The 20,967-nt window shown below is 50.5% G+C and carries 27 protein-coding genes and 1 tRNA gene; 15 read left to right on the plus strand and 13 right to left on the minus strand.

Annotated features, from left to right (window positions below; translation table 11 throughout):
- Window positions 1-52 precede the first annotated feature (52 nt).
- The 3 genes from BM185_RS00770 (at window position 53) to BM185_RS00780 (ending at window position 4,025) form a co-directional block, all read left to right on the plus strand.
- Window positions 53-1,717: an AMP-binding protein gene (locus tag BM185_RS00770; RefSeq protein WP_091957841.1), complete on the plus strand. Its 1,665-nt coding sequence runs from the start codon at window positions 53-55 to the stop codon at window positions 1,715-1,717.
- A 380-nt stretch (window positions 1,718-2,097) separates the two neighbouring features.
- On the plus strand, window positions 2,098-2,862 hold the full coding sequence (locus BM185_RS00775; RefSeq protein ID WP_091957844.1) for an SDR family NAD(P)-dependent oxidoreductase: 765 nt from the start codon (window positions 2,098-2,100) through the stop codon (window positions 2,860-2,862).
- Between the two features lie 11 nt (window positions 2,863-2,873).
- Window positions 2,874-4,025, plus strand: coding sequence for an acyl-CoA dehydrogenase family protein (locus BM185_RS00780; protein WP_091957847.1), 1,152 nt, complete (start codon window positions 2,874-2,876; stop codon window positions 4,023-4,025).
- A gap of 6 nt (window positions 4,026-4,031) precedes the next feature.
- On the opposite strand, the gene BM185_RS00785 is transcribed toward BM185_RS00780, so the two are convergent.
- Window positions 4,032-4,784 carry a ComFC family protein gene (locus BM185_RS00785; protein ID WP_091957850.1) on the minus strand — a complete coding sequence of 251 codons (753 nt, stop codon included), beginning with the start codon at window positions 4,782-4,784 and terminating at the stop codon, window positions 4,032-4,034.
- Between the two features lie 62 nt (window positions 4,785-4,846).
- On the opposite strand from BM185_RS00785, the gene bioB reads away from it, so the two are divergent.
- From bioB to BM185_RS00815, 6 genes are all read left to right on the plus strand, one after another.
- Window positions 4,847-5,926 (plus strand): biotin synthase BioB, encoded by a 1,080-nt coding sequence (gene bioB, locus BM185_RS00790; protein ID WP_091957853.1) that lies wholly within the window; start codon window positions 4,847-4,849, stop codon window positions 5,924-5,926.
- Between the two features lie 3 nt (window positions 5,927-5,929).
- On the plus strand, window positions 5,930-7,114 hold the full coding sequence (gene bioF, locus BM185_RS00795) for an 8-amino-7-oxononanoate synthase (protein ID WP_091957855.1): 1,185 nt from the start codon (window positions 5,930-5,932) through the stop codon (window positions 7,112-7,114).
- Window positions 7,107-7,853, plus strand: coding sequence for an alpha/beta fold hydrolase (locus BM185_RS00800; RefSeq protein WP_091957857.1), 747 nt, complete (start codon window positions 7,107-7,109; stop codon window positions 7,851-7,853). The genes bioF and BM185_RS00800 overlap by 8 nt, the downstream gene beginning before the upstream one ends.
- On the plus strand, window positions 7,850-8,602 hold the full coding sequence (locus BM185_RS00805; RefSeq protein WP_091957859.1) for a methyltransferase domain-containing protein: 753 nt from the start codon (window positions 7,850-7,852) through the stop codon (window positions 8,600-8,602). Before BM185_RS00800 ends, BM185_RS00805 begins: the two co-directional genes overlap by 4 nt.
- The gene (bioD, locus tag BM185_RS00810; RefSeq protein WP_091957861.1) at window positions 8,599-9,273 is read left to right on the plus strand and encodes a dethiobiotin synthase; all 675 of its coding nucleotides are present in this window, start codon (window positions 8,599-8,601) and stop codon (window positions 9,271-9,273) included. Before BM185_RS00805 ends, bioD begins: the two co-directional genes overlap by 4 nt.
- Before the next feature lie 40 nt (window positions 9,274-9,313).
- Window positions 9,314-9,398 (plus strand) — tRNA-Leu (locus tag BM185_RS00815).
- Between the two features lie 27 nt (window positions 9,399-9,425).
- On the opposite strand, the gene BM185_RS00820 is transcribed toward BM185_RS00815, so the two are convergent.
- The 4 genes from BM185_RS00820 to BM185_RS00835 form a co-directional block, all read right to left on the minus strand.
- Window positions 9,426-10,523 carry a tyrosine-type recombinase/integrase gene (locus BM185_RS00820; protein ID WP_091957864.1) on the minus strand — a complete coding sequence of 366 codons (1,098 nt, stop codon included), beginning with the start codon at window positions 10,521-10,523 and terminating at the stop codon, window positions 9,426-9,428.
- Between the two features lie 233 nt (window positions 10,524-10,756).
- The gene (locus BM185_RS00825) at window positions 10,757-11,278 is read right to left on the minus strand and encodes a hypothetical protein (RefSeq protein ID WP_091957867.1); all 522 of its coding nucleotides are present in this window, start codon (window positions 11,276-11,278) and stop codon (window positions 10,757-10,759) included.
- Window positions 11,275-11,658, minus strand: a complete 384-nt coding sequence (locus BM185_RS00830; protein ID WP_091957869.1) for a hypothetical protein — start codon at window positions 11,656-11,658, stop codon at window positions 11,275-11,277. The genes BM185_RS00825 and BM185_RS00830 overlap by 4 nt, the downstream gene beginning before the upstream one ends.
- Before the next feature lie 68 nt (window positions 11,659-11,726).
- Window positions 11,727-12,425 (minus strand): phage antirepressor N-terminal domain-containing protein, encoded by a 699-nt coding sequence (locus BM185_RS00835; protein ID WP_091957872.1) that lies wholly within the window; start codon window positions 12,423-12,425, stop codon window positions 11,727-11,729.
- 343 nt (window positions 12,426-12,768) lie between these two features.
- Here BM185_RS00835 and BM185_RS00845 point away from each other — a divergent pair, with 343 nt between their 5' ends.
- Both BM185_RS00845 and BM185_RS00850 read left to right on the plus strand, forming a co-directional pair.
- Entirely contained in the window at window positions 12,769-14,328 is a 1,560-nt protein-coding gene (locus BM185_RS00845; RefSeq protein WP_143089457.1) for a hypothetical protein, read from the plus strand.
- A 10-nt stretch (window positions 14,329-14,338) separates the two neighbouring features.
- Complete coding sequence (locus tag BM185_RS00850) at window positions 14,339-14,641, plus strand: hypothetical protein (RefSeq protein ID WP_091957881.1); 303 nt, start codon at window positions 14,339-14,341, stop codon at window positions 14,639-14,641.
- A 122-nt stretch (window positions 14,642-14,763) separates the two neighbouring features.
- Here BM185_RS00850 and BM185_RS00855 read toward each other — a convergent pair whose 3' ends face one another.
- Window positions 14,764-15,930: an endonuclease/exonuclease/phosphatase family protein gene (locus BM185_RS00855; protein WP_177203425.1), complete on the minus strand. Its 1,167-nt coding sequence runs from the start codon at window positions 15,928-15,930 to the stop codon at window positions 14,764-14,766.
- A gap of 65 nt (window positions 15,931-15,995) precedes the next feature.
- Here BM185_RS00855 and BM185_RS00860 point away from each other — a divergent pair, with 65 nt between their 5' ends.
- Entirely contained in the window at window positions 15,996-17,216 is a 1,221-nt protein-coding gene (locus BM185_RS00860) for an SRA domain-containing endonuclease (RefSeq protein ID WP_091957887.1), read from the plus strand.
- A 14-nt stretch (window positions 17,217-17,230) separates the two neighbouring features.
- On the opposite strand, the gene BM185_RS00865 is transcribed toward BM185_RS00860, so the two are convergent.
- The 4 genes from BM185_RS00865 to BM185_RS00880 are packed head-to-tail and all read right to left on the minus strand — an operon-like array spanning window position 17,231 to window position 18,598.
- Window positions 17,231-17,854 (minus strand): 3'-5' exonuclease, encoded by a 624-nt coding sequence (locus BM185_RS00865; protein ID WP_091957891.1) that lies wholly within the window; start codon window positions 17,852-17,854, stop codon window positions 17,231-17,233.
- Complete coding sequence (locus BM185_RS00870; protein ID WP_091957893.1) at window positions 17,848-18,042, minus strand: hypothetical protein; 195 nt, start codon at window positions 18,040-18,042, stop codon at window positions 17,848-17,850. Before BM185_RS00870 ends, BM185_RS00865 begins: the two co-directional genes overlap by 7 nt.
- Window positions 18,036-18,314 carry a hypothetical protein gene (locus BM185_RS00875; RefSeq protein ID WP_091957896.1) on the minus strand — a complete coding sequence of 93 codons (279 nt, stop codon included), beginning with the start codon at window positions 18,312-18,314 and terminating at the stop codon, window positions 18,036-18,038. Before BM185_RS00875 ends, BM185_RS00870 begins: the two co-directional genes overlap by 7 nt.
- Window positions 18,311-18,598: a hypothetical protein gene (locus BM185_RS00880; RefSeq protein ID WP_091957898.1), complete on the minus strand. Its 288-nt coding sequence runs from the start codon at window positions 18,596-18,598 to the stop codon at window positions 18,311-18,313. Before BM185_RS00880 ends, BM185_RS00875 begins: the two co-directional genes overlap by 4 nt.
- Window positions 18,599-18,664: 66 nt before the next feature.
- Here BM185_RS00880 and BM185_RS00885 point away from each other — a divergent pair, with 66 nt between their 5' ends.
- On the plus strand, window positions 18,665-19,246 hold the full coding sequence (locus tag BM185_RS00885; RefSeq protein WP_091957901.1) for an HNH endonuclease: 582 nt from the start codon (window positions 18,665-18,667) through the stop codon (window positions 19,244-19,246).
- A gap of 18 nt (window positions 19,247-19,264) precedes the next feature.
- Here BM185_RS00885 and BM185_RS00890 read toward each other — a convergent pair whose 3' ends face one another.
- Genes BM185_RS00890 through BM185_RS14630 form a run of 3 tightly spaced genes read right to left on the minus strand, consistent with a single transcriptional unit; the run spans window position 19,265 to window position 20,042 of the window.
- Complete coding sequence (locus BM185_RS00890; RefSeq protein WP_091957904.1) at window positions 19,265-19,681, minus strand: helix-turn-helix transcriptional regulator; 417 nt, start codon at window positions 19,679-19,681, stop codon at window positions 19,265-19,267.
- 12 nt (window positions 19,682-19,693) lie between these two features.
- Entirely contained in the window at window positions 19,694-19,897 is a 204-nt protein-coding gene (locus tag BM185_RS00895; RefSeq protein WP_091957906.1) for a hypothetical protein, read from the minus strand.
- On the minus strand, window positions 19,866-20,042 hold the full coding sequence (locus BM185_RS14630; protein WP_177203426.1) for a hypothetical protein: 177 nt from the start codon (window positions 20,040-20,042) through the stop codon (window positions 19,866-19,868). The genes BM185_RS00895 and BM185_RS14630 overlap by 32 nt, the downstream gene beginning before the upstream one ends.
- 91 nt (window positions 20,043-20,133) lie before the next feature.
- Between BM185_RS14630 and BM185_RS14580 the strand changes: the two genes are divergently transcribed.
- Window positions 20,134-20,334 carry a hypothetical protein gene (locus BM185_RS14580; RefSeq protein ID WP_143089458.1) on the plus strand — a complete coding sequence of 67 codons (201 nt, stop codon included), beginning with the start codon at window positions 20,134-20,136 and terminating at the stop codon, window positions 20,332-20,334.
- An 82-nt stretch (window positions 20,335-20,416) separates the two neighbouring features.
- Window positions 20,417-20,662, plus strand: a complete 246-nt coding sequence (locus tag BM185_RS00905; protein WP_091957913.1) for a hypothetical protein — start codon at window positions 20,417-20,419, stop codon at window positions 20,660-20,662.
- The last annotated feature ends 305 nt before the right edge of the window (window positions 20,663-20,967 follow it).

The raw sequence follows: 20,967 nt of genomic DNA on the forward strand, positions 1-20,967 counted from the left end.
ACGTTTACGTCAAGGTTATACAAAAACAACAAGTGACCTTTGGAGGTGACCCATGGCCGAAGTACAAGAAGCACAGGATTACGCTGCCTTTATGAAGTCTTTTCAGTTGGCTGAAGTGGAAAAGCAGCTAGATGGCAGTTTGGCTACAGGCTTCAATGCCTATGTTGAATGCTGTGGCCGCCATGCCCAGGGCAGCAAGGCCAACCAGCCAGCACTGATTCATGAAGATACTCAGGGTAAGGTCACACAACTGACTTTTGCTGAGTTGGATGCCTTGTCGGGTAAATTAGCCAATCTGATGAAAAGCCAGGGTGTGGGTCAGGGTGATCGAGTAGCTGCAATGCTCTCTCGGACACCTGATTTGCTGGCGCTGATTCTGGCGGCCTGGCGCTTGGGTGCTGTCTACCAGCCGCTGTTTACTGCTTTTGGTTATGAAGCCATCGAATACCGCCTGACTCAGGCCAAGACCAAATTGGTCTTCACTGATGCGGAGAACCGCGAGAAATTTAAGCCCATTAAAGATCTGCCGCAAATGGTCATGCTGGGCTCCGATGCGGATGCCAGCCAATGGGGTGACCTTCACTATGCCAGTCTGCTCGTTGACCAGTCATCCAATTGCGAAGCTCCTATTTTAGATGCTGAAGCCCCCTTCTTGCAGATGTTCACCTCCGGTACCGTGGGTAAATCCAAGGGTGTGGCCGTACCCGTCAAGGCACTGCCTGCTTTCTACATCTATATGCGCTATGCCATTGATCTGCAGGAAGGGGACACCTTCTGGAACATGGCCGATCCAGGTTGGGCCTATGGTCTTTATTATGCGATTACCGGCCCTCTGCTGATGGGTGTTACCACTCACTTTAATGAAGCCGGTTTCACCGCTGAGAACACTCTCGATTTCCTGAAAAAACACAAGATCACCAACCTAGCCTCTGCGCCCACCGCCTACCGGATGATGAAATCCAGTGGTGTGCTGGATGGCAAGTCAAATGAGCTGTCCCTGCGGGTGGCCAGTTCTGCCGGTGAGCCGTTGAATACTGAAGTGGTGAACTGGGTGGGTGATAACCTGGGTTGCCGGGTCATGGACCACTATGGTCAGACCGAAACCGGGATGACCTGCTGTTGCCACCATGCCTTGACCCATCTCTCGCCAGTTGGCTCCATGGGCATGCCCATGCCGGGTTATCGTTTGGCGATTTTGGATGCTGAATACAAGGAACTGGAGGCTGGACAAACAGGACAGCTGGCAGTGGATATGGAAAATTCCCCAGCCTTCTTCTTCCAGGGGTATACCTGGCAGGAGAAAAAACCTTTCCATGACAAGTATTACCTGACCGGTGATGTCGTGGAAAAACATGAAGATGGCACCTTCTGGTTCGCCGGACGTGATGACGACATCATTACTACTGCTGGCTATCGTGTCGGCCCAACCGATGTTGAAAACACCGTACTGGAACACCCTGCCGTGGCTGAATCTGCAGCCGTGGGCAAACCGGATGAATTGCGTGGCTATGTGATCAAATCCTTTGTGGTTCTTAAGGCAGGTCACGAACCCAGCGATGGCTTGGTCAAGGATATTCAGGCACTGGTGCGTGAGCGCCTCTCGGCCCATGCCTTCCCGCGGGAAATAGAATTTGTTGAGGCTTTGCCCAAGACGCCCAGCGGCAAGATACAGAGGTTTATTTTGCGTAAACAAGCGGAGCAGGAAGCTACTGATTAACTATTGCGCGCTCATAACGTTAATCAAAAATGGCCACGGCAAGGTAACCGGCGATCAGCTGAGCAAGGATAGCGTAGCGCGGCGCTTGAGGGCAGCTTTCGCTTCCCTGCTCACGCTGCACTTATGCATCCATGCAGGTCGCAGGATAGCCGAACGTGCCGAAGAGACGGTTGCCTTGCAAAAGTGGCTGTGCATACGAGAGCCAATTGAGTCAGGAGCAAGGCACTGCCAGTCAGGACGCGTAAATACGTCCCTGTAAGCTCTGGCTACAACATCCTGTTGTAGACAGCCTGACTCGGCAGCACCTTGCCCCGCAAGCGCGCCTCATAACTTGATTTTGAAACTTAAAATTTACAACTGACCCAAGAGAAGACAGCCTGATGAAAATCGATCAACAAACCTTTCTCATTACCGGTGGCGCTTCCGGCCTCGGTGAAGCCACGGCCCGTTATCTGGTCGAACGCGGTGGCCGGGTGGTGCTGGCTGATTTGAATGCCGAAGCCGGTGAAAAACTGGCTGCAGAGCTGGGCGAAGTGGCCGTGTTTAGTCGCTGTGATGTGACTTCTGCCGAAGAAGTGCAGGCCGCAGTGGATCTGGCAGTGAAGCAATTTGGTCGCCTGTCTGGGGTGATTAACTGTGCCGGTATCGTTGTGGTGCAAAAGCTGTTGGATCGTGATCTGAACCCTGCTGATTTGGATGCCTATGCCAGGGGTGTAAATATCAACCTGGTCGGCAGTTTCAATGTTGCGCGTCTGGCGGCTGCCGCCATGGCGAAAAGCGAAGCTCTGGAAGATGGTGAGCGGGGTGTGATTATTAATACCGCCTCCATTGCTGCTTTTGATGGTCAGGTGGGGCAGGCCAGTTATGCTTCCTCCAAGGCCGGGGTGGTGGGTCTGGCTTTGCCTCTGGCACGCGAGCTCTCACGTCACGGTATTCGCGTGATGACCATTGCACCGGGTGTCTGTGGTACACCGATGATGAGTGGCATTCCTGATGAGGCCCGCGAGCAGTTGGAAGCGGGTGTGCCCTTCCCCAAGCGTCTGGGTAAGCCCGAAGAGTTTGCTTCCCTGGCGGCACACATTATTGAAAACACCTATCTCAATGGTGAAGTCATCCGTATGGATGGTGCCATTCGCATGGCTTGAGGGTTGCAAACATGAATTTTGAACTCACTGAAGAACAGACACTGATTCAAGATACGGCCCGCCAGTTTGCCGAGGGTGTTTTGGAACCTAAAGCCGCTGAGCTGGATGCCACTGCAGAGCCAGAAATTCTGAAAAGCCATCTGAGTCAGTTGGCTGAGTTGGGTTTTATGGGGCTGAATGTTTCTGAAACCTACGGCGGGGCTGAGGTCGGCACCGTGGCTTTCTCGCTGGCGATTACTGAGCTGGCGCGCGCCTGTGCATCCACGGCGGTTTCTGTGTCGGTCAGCAATATGGTTGCGGAGGTCATTCAGGCCATAGGCACTGAAGCGCAGAAGCAGCAGTATCTGCCGAAACTCTGTTCCGGTGAGTTTTATGGCGGCAGTTTTTGCCTGACGGAAACCGAAGCCGGTTCTGACCCGGCGGCCATGAAAACCCGTGCGGTGAAAGACGGTGACTCCTGGGTGTTGAATGGCACCAAAGTGTGGATTTCCACCGCAGCCATCGCCGGGGTTTATGTGGTCTGGGCCGTGACCGACCCGGATGCGCCCAAGGGCAAGGGGATTTCCTGTTTTCTGGTACCTGCGGGAACACCGGGTCTGAAGGTGGGTAAACCGGAACAAAAAATGGGTCAAAAGGGCTCTGGCACCCATGAGGTAGTTTTTGAAGACTGTCGCATTCCACTGGATGCCTTGATGGGTGCAGAAAATCAGGGCTTTAAAATTGCCGTCACCGAATTAGCTGGTGGGCGTATCGGTATTGCTTCCCTGGCGCTGGGTGTGGCCGGTGCTGCACTGGATTATGCCCGTGACTACATCAAAGAACGCAAGCAGTTTGGTCGCCCGCTGGCAGATTTTCAGGGATTGCAGTGGATGCTGGCTGATCACTACACGGAAATGGAAGCCGCACGCTTGCTGACGATGCAGGCAGCTTTTTTAAAGGAAGCTGGGAAACCCTTTGCTCAGCAGGCTTCAATGGCCAAACTCATGGCCACCGAAAAAGGCAATCTGGCTTGCTATGCCGCCCTACAACTCTTGGGTGCCAACGGCTATATGAAAGACTACCCGCTGGAGCGCTTTGCTCGGGATATCCGTGTCACCAGCATCTACGAAGGCACCAGCGAAATCCAGAAGGTCATCATTGCACGCAACCTCTTTTCCTCCTGATTATCTCTAAAAAGGCGTTCTGGCGGCGGCGATGACGGTCACGCTGGCAGCGCCTTTTTCTTTTAGTTCTCTTGCTGCCCAGTGGCAGGTGGCCCCAGTGGTTACGACATCATCCACCAGCAGCAATTTCTTGCCTTTCACTTCCTGGCTGGCAACAAAAGCACCTTGAGGGTTAAGCCAGCGCTTTTTGCGTGACAGCTCCTGTTGACTGGTGATATTGCGGCAGCGTTTTAAACCCTGGGTAAGAAAGGGCTGTTTCAGTTGCCAGGCCAGGCGTTGGGCCAGCCAGGCGGGTGGATCAATGCCGCGTTGGCGCAGACGATCCTTCTGTCCAGGAATGGCGACCAGGGCTTCAGCTTGTTGAAGGGCTGGATGGGTTTTTAATTCAGCCATTAAAAGGTCGAGCAGTAGACTTCCGGCGGTGCGCTTGGCGTTTTTTTTAAAATTCAGCAATAACGCATCCAGCGGCGGGGCATAGAGATAGGGTGCCAGCACCTGATCAAAAGCAGGGGGTGTTTCCTGGCAGGAACGGCAAAGTAAGTCCTTTCTCTGACTGAGTAGGGGCTCTGCACACCGGGTGCAGCAGTAACGATTGTAGGCAAGTTGGCTAAAGCAATGAGTGCACAGATCTTGAGTAGTTTTGACGGGTTGAGTGCAGACCAGACATTCGCCGGGTAACCAGGTTCGAAGTGAACGTATCCAGCGGTGCCAAGGGCCTAACAGCTGGTTAACTGAAAGATTTTGTTGAGTTGACAGCATTCCCAGCCTCCTGCATTATTCCTGTTAACTTTAATGTCGAATTTAGTTTACAGGACGCCGCTATGACTGCCCTTCGTCACGACTGGACCCATCAGCAGATTGCTGATCTTTTTGCTCTGCCTTTCAATGAGCTGCTATTTCGTGCTCACAGCCTGCATAGAGAGTTTTTTGATCCCAATGAAGTACAGGTTTCGACTTTGATGTCGATCAAAACGGGTGCCTGTCCTGAAGACTGTAAGTATTGCCCTCAGTCGGGCCATTACAACACAGGCCTGGAAAAAGAGAAGTTGCTGGAGATCAATAAGGTGGTTAATCAAGCCAAAGCAGCCAAGCAGGCAGGAGCATCACGCTTTTGCATGGGGGCTGCCTGGCGCTCACCAACGGCTAAGGACATGCCCGCAGTAACGGAAATGATTCGCCAGGTCAAAACTCTGGGTTTGGAAACCTGTATGACCTTGGGCATGTTGAAGGAGGGACAAGCCGAAGAGTTGGCCGAAGCCGGTTTGGACTACTACAACCACAATCTGGATACTTCAGAAGAGTTTTACGGGGAAATCATTAGTACCCGTACCTATGGCGATCGCCTGGATACGCTGGATAAGGTACGCAAGGCGGGCATGAAAGTTTGCTGTGGTGGCATTATAGGGATGGGCGAAGAAGCTAAGGATCGTATCGGCTTACTTCAGCAATTGGCCAGCCTTCAGCCTCATCCGGAAAGTGTTCCTATTAATATGCTGGTTAAGGTGCCCGGAACTCCTTTGGAAGAAGTGGAAGACCTGGAGCCTTTGGAGTTTATTCGCATGTTGGCGGTGGCTCGTATTGTCATGCCAGCTTCACGTATTCGCCTGTCAGCCGGACGTGAAAAACTGGATGCCTCCCAGCAAGCCATGGCTTTCTTTGCAGGTGCCAATTCGATTTTTTATGGCGACAAGCTGTTGACCACCAGTAACCCGGAAGCCAGTGAAGATCAGCAGTTGTTTGCACGTTTGGGAATCAATACCCGGCAAACGACATCACCGGTGAGTGAAGAGGTCCACCAGGCAGCGCTTCAGGAAGCCTTGGAAGCCAACACCAGTCTTTATCAGGATGCAACCAAAAAAGCCGGTGAGCCAGTTACCAAGCCCTGTGGTCTGGTGGTATAAAAAATGCCCTCGCTGGCTGATCTGAAACAAGCACTGGATCTACGCCGTGAAGAACAACTTTGGCGAAAGGCCCCTTTGTTGGAGTCTGCTCAGGGCGTTTTGATCCAGTTGGAAGGCCAGGAAGTCATTAACTTCTGCAGCAATGACTATCTGGGGCTGGCTGCCGATCCTCGCCTGGAAGAAGCCTTGATTCAAGGTGCCAGGCGCTGGGGAACGGGGAGTGGGGCTTCCCATCAGGTTTGTGGTCATCAAAGCCCCCATCAACAACTGGAAGAAGAGCTGGCAAAACTGACCGGTCGCCAAGCTGCCTTGACTTTTTCCAGTGGCTATTTAGCGAATTTGGCCGCTGTTCAGACTTTTGTAGGACGCGGTGATCAGGTTTTTCAAGACCGTCTTAATCATGCTTCCCTGTTAGATGCCGGACTGGCTTCAGGTGCTGCTTCACGGCGTTTTCAGCACCGGGATTATCAACAGCTGGAAGGCTTACTCAAGGCACCTACAAAGGGTCGCAGGCTTTTGGTTTCTGACGGTGTGTTTAGCATGGATGGTGATCAGGCGGATATTCAGCAATTGGTGACTTTGGCTGAAAAGCACCAGGCTTGGTTATTGATTGATGATGCGCACGGCCTGGGGGTTTTGGGTGAGGCTGGCGGGGGTTTGGTTGGGCAGCAGTTCAGCAGTGAGCAGGTGCCCTTACTCACCGGAACTCTTGGTAAGGCACTGGGTTCAGCGGGTGCCTTTATTGCTGGCGATCAACTGGTGATCGACTATTTGCGCCAATTTGCCCGCCAGTATATTTACACCACAGCCCAACCAGCTGCCCAAGCCTGTGTCACTCTCAGAGCCTTGCGTGTGCTGCAGGAAGAACCAGAAAGACGCAGGCAGGTTTTTAATAATATTGCCTATTTTCGTGACCAGGCCCTGGCAGCAGGCCTACCACTGATGGCTTCAACAACACCCATCCAGCCGCTGTTATTAGAAACCAATGAGCGGGCCTTGCACTGGTCTCAGGCTCTTAAAGCTCAGGGTTTGTTGGTCATGGCCATACGCCCTCCCACGGTTCCTAAAGGAAGTGCCCGGTTGCGTATTACTCTGAGTGCTGGTCATAGCCGTCAACAAATTGATCAATTACTGGAAGCCTTGTTGGCCTTACAAGCCAGTGAGTCTCAGGGGGTGAGCCTTGGCTGACCCGATTTCCTGGGTTTTTTTACCCGGCTGGGGAATGAGTGCGCAAAGCTTAGAGCCTCTGCGGGAGCAGTTGTCTGAGCAATCCATTACTTTGTTGGACTGGCCGCAGGACTCGGATGCCTGGCAGCAGGCTGCAGCAGGCAAGCTGGATTTATTGCTCCTGCGCCTAGCCGAACAACATCCCCAGCCAGCCATTTGGTTGGGCTGGTCCCTGGGTGGTTTGGTAGCCGCAAAGATGGCACAGCATCCGCAATTAAAGCAGTGGGTTACTGGATTGGTCTCCTTGGGCGCTGGTCCCTGGTTTGCTTCCGGAAAAGACAAACCTTGTCACTGGGGATTGAATCCAGCTGAATTGCGCGCTTTTGTGCGCAGTTTTAAGAAACACCCTCAAGAAGCCTGGGAGCACTTTTTGTCCTGGCAAAGTCTGGGTGAGCCCCAAGCCGATCAGGTAAAAGCCCGTTTACAAGCTGACCAACCCTGGTCTGCTGAAGCCTTGCAAGTAGGACTCTTGTTGTTAAAACAATTGGATGCAGGTGAGCTGATGGCCGAGCCTTCTTTGGCCTGGCTGTTGGTTAGAGGTGAAGAAGACCCAATTTGTCCTGACTGGTCACCCCTGCAAGAAAGCTATTCTTCACAGCAGTTGAGTTGGTTGACCCTGAGTGCATGTGGGCATGCGCCTCAGTTTACCCAGCCCCAACAACTGGCTGAGCAGCTGCGACTTTGGAGTCAAGGTTTATGAGCTGGGTTGCTAGCCAGGTTAGCCGCAGCTTTGACCGGGGAGCCGGGCGCTATCAGCAACTTGCACTCGCACAGCAGGAAATGGGTTTATTGCTTTGGAATAAACGCCCTCCAACGGCTGAAGCCCTGCTGGACCTGGGTTCTGGCCCTGGTCATTGGACCGCTCGCTTGGCAAAAGACTACCCTGAAGCTAGGGTTGCTGGGCTGGATTTAAGTGCGGCGATGATCCGGCAAGCCAAAACCCGTTACCCGGCTTTGAACTGGATTAGAGCTGATGCAGCTAACTTGCCCTTGGCATCTGCTTCCTTGGATCTGATTTTTTCCAACTTGGCTATTCAATGGTGCCCGCAAACAAAAGCTTTATTGGCTGGAATTTACCGGATTCTAAAGACTGAAGGCAGAGCCCTGATCACAACCCTGCTGCCGGGAAGCCTGGATGAAATTCATCAGGCTTGGGAACAGGCAGGGGCATCCAGCCGGGTGCTGGCTTTTCAATCCCAAGCAAACTATCAGCAGGCGGCAGTGACTGCCGGTTTCAGAAGTATTCAGTTGGAAGCTTCCCGTCAGGTCTTTTATTATCCCACCAGCCGTGACCTCTTGCAGTCAGTGAGCGGCATAGGCGCTTCGGGAGGAGCCGGGCAGCTGACGAAAACCCAGTACCGCCGTATTCATCAATTGCTGGACAGCCGCCGCACTTCCCAAGGCTTGCCGTTAACCTACCAATTGCTGGTGATGGAGTTAATCAAGTGAAGTTTTTTGTGACCGCAACCGATACTGATGCAGGTAAAACCCTGATTTCTTGTGGCTTGTTGAACTTGGCACGGCAAAAGGGCCTGTCCACTCTAGGTCTTAAACCTGTAGCTGCAGGTGCAGAAGATTTAGGTGAGGGGCTGCAGAATAGTGATGCTCTGGCCCTCCAGGCCGAAAGCAGCCTGGAACCCAGCTATGCTGAAGTGAATCCGCTGGTTTTTAAAGCGGCCATAGCGCCTCATCTGGCGGCAGCTGAGGAAGGGCGACGTCTAAACCTGGACCGCCTGGCGGGGTTGGTGCGCGGGCAGTTATTTAAAAAAGCGGATTTGACCCTGGTTGAAGGTGCGGGTGGCTGGCGCGTCCCTCTGCAGGGACGGCAGACGCTCGCAGAACTGCCCAAGCTATTGAACCTGCCCGTTATTCTTGTCGTTCGTATGCAATTGGGCTGCTTAAATCATGCACTCTTGACGGCAGAAGCCATACAGCGTGATGGTCTGCTGCTGGCTGGTTGGGTTGCCAATAACTCAGGCGAGCCCATGGATAGAGAAGAGGACAACTTTCAAACCTTACAGCAGCTATTGCCCGCTCCTTGCCTGGGACGTGTACCTAGACTGGAAGAGGCTTCTGCCGAGGTCGCAAGTCAGTATCTGAATTTACCCGGATCGGCTTGACTTAACTGAAGTTTTCTATAAAATGCCCTGCATCTCATCAGCGGACGTGGTGGAATTGGTAGACACGCCAGATTTAGGTTCTGGTGCCGTAAGGTGTGAGAGTTCGAGTCTCTCCGTCCGCACCATCAGTATTCAAGCGCCTTTCAGAAATATTAGCCCTCCCTCATTTTGATTACTTTATGACCAGTGTGATAGGAATGTGATACGGAATCGTCCGAGTCAATCCCATCAAGCAGGCCAACCGCCTGTGCAACTCTTGCTGGCGCTAAGTGAGCATACCTTTCAGTCATCATGATTGTGCTGTGCCCCAGCAAATCACGGACCTCTGAAAGTGGTACTCCAGCTGTGACCAGCCAGGCTGCACAAGTATGCCTAAGATCATGGATTCTAAAATTGTGAATGCCAGCCCTTTTGCAGGCATTCTTGAATCCAACCCTCAGACAGGTTACCTTTTGACCGTTCTTGCGTGTAAAAACCCAGGGCGATGCAGGGCAGTATTCAGCTCTAGCAGCCATTCGGTTTTTAAGCGCAGCCAAGGCACCATTGTTCAGGGGTATGGACCTTCTCTTTCCGGCTTTTGTGTGCTCCCCCTCAAGAATCACAAGACGGTTAGCGAAGTCCACCCTGTTCCATTCCAGACCCAGCAGCTCATTCATCCGGCAGCCGGTATTCAGTGCCAGTCGAATGAAGTCCTCCAGCAGCGATCCATCTCTACCCTGAAGCGCTGATCGGCACAAGGCCTCTGCTTCTGCTTTGGTGATCCACCTTACCCTTCCCTGAGACTCTTTCAGCTTGCGACCTTTAACGGGGTTAGGCAGCTGCCATTCTTTTTCTCTGTTGCAGAAATTTATGGCAGCCGAAAGGCAGGATAGCTCTCTGTTGATAGTGGCATTGCTTACGCCATCTCTCCGCCGCGCCTCTTTGAAGCTGTTGATTTTGACAGCTGACAAGCCGTTCATCACTAAGCCACCAAAGTGCTGCCTGAGTTTTTTGGTTTGATGGATTAGTTCTTCCCAGCTTTTCAGCTCAGCCTTGGCATATTCCAGGTAAGGAACCATGACCTCTTCAAAAACAACATCTTCCTGCCTGCCCCATTCTTGCTTTTCCCACGCCTGCAGCCGCTGCTTTTGTTCTAGTGCCTTGGCTGCGTTGTAGTCGCTGGTGCCAGAAGAGCGTCTAATCTGCTTGCCGCTTGCAGAGTCGATACTGCTGATCCACCAGTAGGGTGATCCTTTTCTCTTGTAGGGCATTTTGTCCTCCTATTGTCGGGCAAAACGCCTCCTGCATTTGCCATGTTACTTTGAGCTTCTTCAGAAAGCATCTTTTCTAGGGCTGGCCTGTAGCAGCGTTTACGCTTGGTACCAGGCAAATAGCAAGTCGGGACCGCATCGGTTTTTATCATTGCGTAGGCTTTTGCAGTGCTACAGCCCATGAATTTTGCAAGCTCTTTGCCTGTCATCAGGATGGAGTTTTCTGGCATTTTTCAGTCTCCCCTGTAGCAGGCCCCGCCTGGGCCAATCTGGTTTTCTTCTTTACGGTAGGCTTCTGCCATGGCATTGGTGATGCCCTGGGCTTTGAAGCTTTCTATGGTTTGGCTGACGCCAGGTACTGATTTCACGTAATCCAATTCATGTTGAAGGTGATGGATTTGGTTTTTCAGGCCGGTGATGTAGTCGCGTAGCTGGTCGCTGGTTTCGTTGTCGCGTGTGATTGCATCGCCTTTGGCGTCGAGCAGGGTGGAGCCGTGGCAGTAGCCGCAGTCCAGCCCCTGGCCTTCCCGCGCTGATTTGCGCTTGGGGTCTTTGCCGGTGCCGCCGCAGTGGTGGCACTCCAGGGCAGCCAGGGGCCGGTATTCGGCTTGCCACTTTTCGAGCGTCATCATGGCTGGCGCTTCGGCATCTTCGGCCTGGTAGCTGACCAGCTGAGCATCCAGCCCATCGACCAACTGGCCTTGATCCAGCAATTCAAACTTGCCGCCGTTCTGGTTGTGGGTGTAAGTGGTCATGGTGTTGCTTTGCCTTTTTTGAATGCGGTCATGGGTGGTCGGAAGGATTGGGGCAGGCTGACGATTTCAACGAGATCCAGCAGGGCCATTTTTTCAACCTGCCTGCGCATGTGTTCGACCTGCAGGTTTATGCCATCGCCCAGGCCGATTGCTTTAGCCAGGGTGTAGGTGGTGGCTGGGGTGTCGGTTAGTGCGTTTAGCAGCTGGCGCTCCAGTGGCATTGACCAGGGCATCAGTTTGGCGTGTGCGGGTAGCCAGACACCTTGCCAGCGAACCGGGCAGGCCATGATGATGGCGTCATCCAGATCCGGCAGGGGTACGTGGTCGTCAAAGGGTTCAGCCGTATTTTCAGGCGGATCAAACAGACAGGCTTGCTGCATGGGTTTCCTCCAGGCAATAAAAAACCCAGCACGGTGGCTGGGTTGTGGTGATGGGTGGGTGGTTCTTGTCAGTAGATGCTGAACGCCAGGCTGGCGCTGTTGGCCAGGCCAGCGGTTCGGGTGATGTTGTTCAGTGCGTTGCGGGTGGTTTCCAGATGATGGCGCATGGCCATAAGCTCCATCCGGCAGGCTTTGATGTCATAACCCTGATGGTTAAGCTGGGTCAGCAGGTGGCTGATGGGTGTGTTGGCATCCGGCCCGTAGAGTAGGTCTGCGGTGATGTGGAAGCGGGCCTGCTTGAATGCCATCCGGTGGTTAAGCTGCGGGTTAAGTTGATACCAGCTTTCAGCGGGGTAGTTGAGGTCAGGCAGTTGCTGGCGCGGATTGGTGGCCTGACCGTGGAGCCAGTAGTCTGCCAGTACCCGATAGCATTCGCGTTTGTATTCCAGAACCCGCTGCCGGACTTCAGGCTTTTTGATGCGTTTGTCATCGATGCCGAACAGCCAGCCGTTGAGGTAGTCGAGTGGCAGGCAGGTGAATTCGTAGGTTTTACCGTCTGAGGCAGTTGTGGTCATCATAACCACAACTGAATTCAAGACCGTATCACGCATGATTCTCTTTCGCTGACTACGCCAGTCAATTCCAATGTTTTCACATATAGGTTTCATGGCAACCATAGGCTGGCTGTCAGTTGTGAATAGCAAGGCAAGCTCTTGGTTTTGGAAAGGTACGGTAGCTATTTGAGAAACGGCTGTTACTGAACGCATGATAAAACTCCTTTGCTGATTTGGAGTTCACCACCGTTGCGACCAAACAAGAGGGTGGTGAACCGTGCGCGGGTTGGTCGACCGGGGCAAAGGGACCCGGCACACCCGAAGGTGTCCCACGCACGGCTCACCATAAAGCGAGCACAAAAAAACGCCTTTAAGGAGGCGTCGTGCGCCTTTGCTATTCCGGGCGACCAAACCCGACTGCTGATTTTGCAGCAGTGGGAGAAGCATAGGCTGGGGTGGGTGGGGGTGTCAATAGAACATAGTCGGGTTGCTGGTCTTGGTGATGGCTGATCTAATAAGCTGAAACCAATAATTCAACAGAAAGGGAATACCTATAATGGGACGGTGTGAACATCAACCTACGTCCGGTGCTGACCAGTGTTGTGAAAGAGATGCTTTCTTAAACGGAAAGTGTGTTTTGCATTGCGAAAAAGATGAATTTTTTGATGCGCACAAGGGTTTTGAAAATCAGGTTAACAGATATATATATGATGATTTGCGTTCGCGTTCTGACTCGCTTTTAAAAAAATGGTCTGGTATTAGTGGTGTTCGTAAAAATATTTACAACTTTGAAGAAGCCATGATCAACTATATTTGCAGCGGAGATAGAGAAGGTAATATAGATAAAATTATCAAGGATCAGTGCATTATATTAAAAGGAATTTCTTTTCCCCGTTTCATTCAGGGTGTCGGTTTTGTTTCTACGCTAAGCAAGTTTCATGGTGTGGAGTTTGCAGACTGTAATTTTACTTGCGAAAAGCCTTTCTTGAAAAAAGCGCTTGTAGGCTTTCAGAAATGCGATTTTAAAAGTGGATTGAGCTTGACAGCCTATTGCAAATCGCTTTTTTTCCCAGCCTTTATAAATTGCTGTTTTTCTTCTGATGTTACCTCCGAAAATGAGAAAGAGGGTATTTCAATTGGTTTTTCTGGATGTGACTTCAAAGGTAACATGATGAGTTTCAAAGGCATTTCGTCTGACGAAGATGCCGTTATCATAAACTCTTACAATATTGGTAGATTTTATTTAAAAGGCGCATCATTTAAGGGAGGCTTTAAGGTTTCTGGGTCAAAATTTAATTACTTTTCAAAAAATGACGCGGTGTTTGAAAAGAATGTTTGTTTTGACAGATCTTCATTTTGTTTTTTAGAAATGCATCACGTGAATTTCAATCAACTCTTTAGCTTTGAAAGAAATCTAGTATCAGATAAGGGAAAAAAATCAGTTTTTGGAAATGTGATGTTTAATTCTCATGCTATTTTTCGAGAAGCAATATTTTCTGGTGGGCTTGACTTGGATCGCGCTAACTTCTCAGGCGAAGCCAACTTCTTGGGTGTTGATGTCGATGGTGGTGATATTGCCAACACAACACGCGAAACCTACCGCTTGATCAAGCACTCCTTTGACAATATCGGTAATCATCTTGAGGCTAATAAGTTCTTTGCCAAGGAGATGGATAAGTACCGTGAAGAGCTAGATGAAGAGCGCACGCGATTCAGCGATGTTTTCAGGCATAGTCAGAATGGCACAACATTCGCTGGCCGCTGTGGAAGATGGGCTTCTGGCATGAACAGTAAAATTCCTATTTACTGGCTCAATAAGATTTTTTCTGACTTCGGACAAAACTACCTGCTGAGTGTTGGTTGGCTACTACTTTTTATGGTGGCCTATTTCTATACCTTCGTTCTCCATCGTCACTTAGGTCTACTCCATAGCGAATCATCTTGCGATGTGTTTGGTAACTGGTACGACAAGGTGAACTGCCTCGCTTCTGGCATGATCCCTTTCAAAGACTTTCTTACCCAAGGCATGGAGTTACTGAGCTTACTTTTTTACCTAATTTTTGCGGTGCTGGTGTGGCAAACAGTGGTAGCGCTAAAACGACATACACGCAGATAAGGACGCGGTTATGACTACTGAAGAAGGAAAGTTGGAGACGGTACAGAAGTCGAAGAGCTACTGGCCGTGGGTGATAGTCGCTTGTCATGCGGTCTTTGCTATAAGTGTTATTTTGGTTCTGTCCTTCTGTGACCCTGAAGATAGAGCCATGGCTCAAGAATTGAATGAACTTAATGCGAAAGTTAAGGCCCTGGTAGAGCAGGTTTCCTCTCAGAAAAAATTGGATCGATTGGCTACTGAAAACCGCAGCCTGCACGAGAAACTTTCTGAGCTACAAAGCCAGCTTAACGCTTTGCTTCAAGAGCAGCAGTAGGCAGGGTATCTAGCCATTACAAGCACAGCCGGGTTCTTTATGGCATGTTAGCTGTTTGTTGATACAAGCATCACCACATGCCTTGAACATCCTTTGTAAGTTCACGGGTATCCTTACACTCTTCAGGGACAGTTGCCAGCCAATCGATACCCAGCCCGTTCACCTTCTTCTACTGATTCAAAGTAGGTTCTATTGTGCTCCGCAACCCGGTCATAACTTGGGCAGTCAGGGCGGTGCATGATCTGGCTATTCCTGTTACCTCTGATCATGCCGGTGGTGTCGCGCTCTTCACCCGGTGCAGGGGAGAGCTGAACGGCATCATTACTGCCACGTAACTGGGCAGCATGCGTCATCATAATGACAGGGGTATGGTCAGATACGTGTCTTCTGGTTTCTTGAAAATCCCAGCCTAAGAAAGCTGGCGCATTGAAGATGCCCGCACCATTAACCGTAATTGGAAAGCTTTCATGGACCCAGATGTTGTCATACAGGTTTGCAAAATCTTGCCGCGTACCAGAAAGTGTGGTCGCGCCTTCTGTGATCAGGGGTTGCCATCCAATTTCTTTCAAATCACTCCATGCCTGGTGCGTGGGTGGTAGATTGAAATCTCCTAGCAAAATAGTGGGGTCGCCTTCGTAGACTTCATCCAGGAGCTGTACATAGTTGGACAATTCTTTAATTTCAGGTGTTCTATCACTTATGCTGCTGCCAAAAACAATATGAACTGTGGCAAGCACAAAAATATCGTTGGTCGTTAGGTCAACAAACCTGGCTGAATAGGGTTCGCGAGCAAACAGGTCATCAGGGTCTAAGTAGGTCATGGCCTGACCTGTTGATTCGTGAAGGTCTACCCGGCTGTCACGCCAGTAAAAGGCATACTTTTCTGTGTAAGTGCTTCTGCCCAGTGGTTCAGAGTATATTTTTGACCAGGACTCTCCGGTTACATCTTCCAAAGCACTATGAAGCCTGACAGCACCTTCTCTGTTCATCAGTTCTTGAACTGCTATCAGATCAAACTGGGCACCAATCTGACCCAGAGCTTCATAGTTTTTATTTGTACCATGGCCCAGGCGCTCAATATTCCAGCTCGCAATTACAAGCCCTTGATCAGTGCTAGGTGAAGAGCCAGCACTGCTGTCATCTAGGCAGGCGGTAAGCCCGAAAATGGCAATTAAGAAAAGTGTGGTAGCTTTTAGGATTGTGTTCACTGCAGTTGCATTCCATTCTTTTGGGCGGACTGTTATTATAGCGATAAATCGAGCTTCAGCATAATGAGACAGAGTTTTCAAGTGGTGTTTTAGTTTAATAGTTTCAGGTATTGATTCTGATAATTTAATTTTATGGGTTAAAATTTATGAATAAAGTATCAGCGGCAATAATTGTTAAGGATGACTTATTCTTGATCACTCGGTGTATTTCGGGTGATCAGGCAGATGATTTTTGGAGGTTCCCCGGTGGTGAAAAGGAAGATTATGAGTCTATTAATGAATGCTTGGCTAGGCACGTAAAAGAAAAGCTCGGTTTATCTATTGAATGCGGCAATATTTTATCTGAAACGTCGTATGAGCTAAAAAACGGTAATTTAATTGAAGTCGTTGGTATAGAGGCTGAAGTTATAGATGGGGAAAAATCAATAAAAGAGAACCCGTATTGTGAGTGGGTTAGAATTTCTGAATTGAATGGAAAAAAATATAAGCTTGCTCCAGAAAATAAATCAATATTAAGTGTGCTTTATAACAAAAAGATTGACAAGCTTAAGCCGAATGATGTTTTAGATGGTGATGAATTGTGTAGTACCTTTGGGTGTTCAAATCAGGGTGGAATGCGTCGATCACTTGCTTCCAATACCCTTGTTATTGTATCTAACTATGTGAAGTCAATTTATGACGATCGCTGGGATGGAGACATCTTTTATTACACGGGAACGGGCACTAAGGGAGACCAAGACTTTAATTATTCACAAAACAAGACCCTCTACCATTCTAGATCAAATGGCGTTAGAGTTCATCTTTTTGAGGTGCATAAGAATAAAGAGTACCTATATATTGGTGAAGTAGAGTTACAAGCTTCACCATTCATGGAGTTGCAGCCAGATGAAAAAAACAACCTTAGGAAGGCTTGTGTCTTCCCACTGCAGTTGAAAAAAAATAAATCTATACCAGCAATTTTCTACAAGAAATTTCGAGAGTCTCAAGAAAAAAAAGAAAATGATGCTTTTTCACTTGATGATGATGAGTTACTACGCCGTGCTAAAAATGCACGAAAGAAAGCTAGCCGCAGAGTGGTGTTTCAGAATGTATATGGGCGGAACCGCTATGTAGCAGAATATACAAAACGCAGAGCTAAAGGAGTCTGTCACTTATGTGATGAGCCGGCGCCATTTTCTGATGAAAAAGGCAAGCCTTATTTAGAGTGTCATCACATAGATTGGGTTGCTAATGATGGTGATGACACTCTAGAAAATACGGTTGCTCTTTGCCCTAACTGTCATCGAAAAATGCATATTAAAAAAGATCCTAATGATATTAGGTTTTTAAAGGATAAGAATTTAGATTTTTTCTCTAAAAAAATATAGAGGATTTTAATTTTTTAAATTAATCGCATGAATTTAATGATTGCATTTGCCTGTTTTGCTTGAAAAGCAGCATCATCTTGTGCTGAGTGATGGATGCCTTGCCGCTCTACTTTGATGTCCGATCGCAGGTTTTTGAGGGTGCGGTGGTCGCGTTCTTGCCAGAATTTCCAGGGTGTGCCGCGCCCAAGTTGCTGGTAGGCGTGTTTTAGTATGGCTAGGTCGAAGCTGGGGGAGTTGGCCCAGACTTCCAGTTTTGTACCTTCACCGGCTTCGTCCAGCTGGCGCTTGATCCAGAGCTCCAGGTCAAGTAGTACGGCTTCCAGTTCCAGGCCTTCTTCTTCGGCTTGCCTGACTCGCAGGTAGGCTTCAGGGGGTTGTTTGGCCCACCAGTCCAGGGTGTGCTGGCTGGTGGTGCGGTTGTGCTGGGTAGTGGGATCAATCAGCCAGTGAAATTCGTCTCCGAGCTGGGCAGTGGTCGGGTCGAACACTACGGCTCCGATTTCCCAGACCTTGGCTGATGGCTCCAGGTCGAAGGTTTCAAGGTCGATCATGATGCGTAGCAGGTTGCTTTCTGGGTCGTCTGGTTTTGCGGTGTGTTGTGGCATGGCTTCTGCGTCGTCGGTGGCAATTTTCAACATTGGTTTTGCTCCTGTTGGCGCTGGTGGTAGAGGTGTTCGTTGTGTTCACGGCGGGTCATCAGTCGTTGGTTGCTGGTGTGGCTGGGCAGTTGTTTTATCTGGTTGCCCTGGGCCAGCCAGTGTTCTATGTCGGCCTTGAGGCGTTGCCGGATTTGGTGTTTTCTGGGGTTCGGGGTTTCCATTAGCATGGCGAAACTCCATTGGGGTAGATGGTCGTCAGGTGGCGATAGCTGCGTATTGGCTGGGTGAGTTCTTCAGGTATTTCGTAAGTTACTGCCTTTCTATGGTCCAGCGGTGCTCCTGCTTTGGCTTTTCTTCTGAGCTGGGGCAGGGTGAAGCCTTCCATGCCGATCAGGTAGTAAAGGCGTTTGTGGGTGATGCCCAGTTCTTTTGCCATAGCTTTGGGTGATGCTTTGGGGTTTTTCAGCAGCTGGGTGTAGATGGCTTGAGTGTCTGTCATGGGGTGATCTCCTGATGCTTTTGCTTGAGGTTTTCCGCCCATTGGCCAGATTCAATTTCATCCAGCGCCCGGCCTAATCGGGCGAGTGCCTGTTCCTGGTTGGGGGCGGGGTCGTATTCCAGCAGCCAGGTGGTGCCGCTGGGTGGGTCTGCTATGCCGATCTGATAGCCGTTGGGTTCGGTTTTGATCAGTTCGACAAAGCGAAGAGGGTTGTGGCCTGAGTCCTTCCAGTGACAGAATTCAGAAAGGGCCAGGTCGCGGTCTACTTTGTATTCGGTGGGCATGGGGTGGCTCCGGACATAAAAAAACCGGCACGGGGCCGGTTATACAGTTGAAATAGGGGTGGTGTGATGCGAGCAGCTCTTAAGGCACTTTATGAGGGCAGGGAAGTATCAATTGAAGATGCTTTGCATATCAGGAGTGTCACATCTAAATCAAAGTGGGCAAACAAGCGCTTCTATTGTCCTGTGTGCGGGGAAAGAGTGAAGCCGCACGCGGAAGGTAAAGGCAACTACAATCCGGCCCACTTTGAGCACCTAAAGCGAAATCCTGACTGCCCTCATAGTGATGGCAAGGAGCCAGCAGTCACCGGTCGTAAGCCTGAGCTGCTTGATATTGACGACCCCGAAGCCATTGAGGGCTATGAGCAGGACCGTTCCAATACTTTCAAGAGTCGAAATGCTGGTATTGCCAAACAACGGAAGGAGCTTGATAAATTTACTTGCCAGGCTTGTGGCTTTCACATGATGCTTTCCGGTAAAGCGGTGATTGAATGCCACCATCTTAATCCAGTGCACCAGGCTGGTGTTGTCAAGGTGGGGTTATCTGATCTGATTTCACTTTGCCCTACTTGCCACCGCATCGCTCACACGCGTGTTCCTGAGCCACTGAGTGTTGAAGAGATCAAGCTGGCGCGAAAGAAAGCTCTATAAATAGCCTGATTCTGACAGCTAGATTTCTCGCCTTCTCCCCCTTGCCTGCACTCTGGCCACTGGCCTGGGCATGCGCGGCGGGTTGGGTCTTCTCAGTTCGTCGCCGGTGATCATTGGCCCTGCCAGCGCCAGCAGTATGAGTAGCGGTGCGATGATGCCGCGTTTCATGGCTTCGTAAACAGCCTGGGCTGCGTTGCGCACGACAAAGCCTTTGGAGTAGTCGGATAGGCTGTGGTAGGCGCGTATCAGTGTTCGGTTGACTGTGCTGGGCTGGATGCCCTGGTCTTGAGCTATTTCCTTGCTGTTTTTTCCCTGGGCTACGCCCATCAGGCAGATGACTTGCCGTGTGGGCAGCTGGCCGACTTTACCGTTTTTGGCAAAGCCCTGGATGGGGCCGTAGGTGACGTGTTGGTGTCCGTCTGCGGTGATGGGCATGGTGTCCTCCCGTTATTCACGGTAGAAGGTTGGGGGTATGGCGAGCCGGTGGTGTTGCATGAAGCGTTGGCGTTTTCGCCAGAGGTGGTGGCGCTCGGTGTTGTTTTCTGGCCAGCGGTGTTGCTGGCGCGGTGTTTTGATGGGCTGGCCCAGGATTAGGTGGATGGCGTGGTTGATCCAGGGGTTAGGCTGCCGGTGGAAGAGGTGGCGCATCATCGTTGGCCTCCTTTTGGGTTTCCAGGGTGATGAGTGGGGTTTGGCGGTCGCCATCAAGGATGACGTTGAAACCCTGTGAGCGAAGGCTGTCTGCTTCTTCCAGGGTGAGGTCAGGTTTTAGGGATAAGGCTGCAATAGGGTGCATGGTTGTTACCTCCTGCTGGGGTGGTTGAAGGGGTTCTGGTAGAGTGAAGCAATGGCTGTAAATTAGTTTTTGTCTTGCATGAGGGAATCCAATGAGCAGGTCACCAGATTTTGACAAAGCTGATCGTGCGCTTGATGAAGCAAGTCGTGCGCTATCGTCGGAAAGGGAATTCTACGAAAGACTGCCTGCTGGGTTGTCTCCGAAGTATCTGAAGCTGATGGCTGATCTGGCTGGCCTTCAGGAAAGGGCACGAAAGCTTCAGGCTGAATTTCAAAGGAAAGAGTTGCTTTGATTCCCTTTAGCTCCAGGGATTGCTCAAGTTTCATGGGGTTGCCCTGCATTGGATTAACTGGATTATTAAGGAGAAGTTGCTGATGAGATTGATTGCTCAGTTTGAAACAAAAGCAGGCATGTTTTATCTAGGGCGTTCCAGTGATGGCCGCTTTCATCCCATCTACAACAATCAGAGCTTGGGTAGCTATATCAATGCCTACCAGGCTGCTGAAGATTTGGCGCTCAACGTAACCTTTTCAGCGCTTCATGAATCGACAGGGGAGCTGCTTGATACTTCAGCTTTGGGTTTGCCAGCTGACCCAAATGACTGGGAGCGCATCAAGTAAGCGAGGGTTTCAGAATCTTTTAAACTGATCTTCAGTCGAGTGACTTTGTCTTCAGTGTTGAAGGCAATGCCAATGTTGCCTTTATCCGCTGGGGTGACAGTTCTAAGTTCTGCTTGCTTGTATTCTTCGGGGATGCGTTGAAGTGCTGAATTTTCATGGAGCATGTTATTGCCTCCTGTGGTGGCTTAAAAAAGCCCCTGGCCGTTTAGCTCAGGGGCAAGCCTGGTGAACCAGGCGAGGGTGATGATGCCGTGAATGCATCGGTGAAATGCCCTTGTGAAAGACACTTCCCGATGGCCCCTGGT

Source organism: Marinospirillum celere (assembly GCF_900112235.1).
Taxonomy (GTDB): Bacteria; Pseudomonadota; Gammaproteobacteria; order Pseudomonadales; family Halomonadaceae; genus Marinospirillum; species Marinospirillum celere.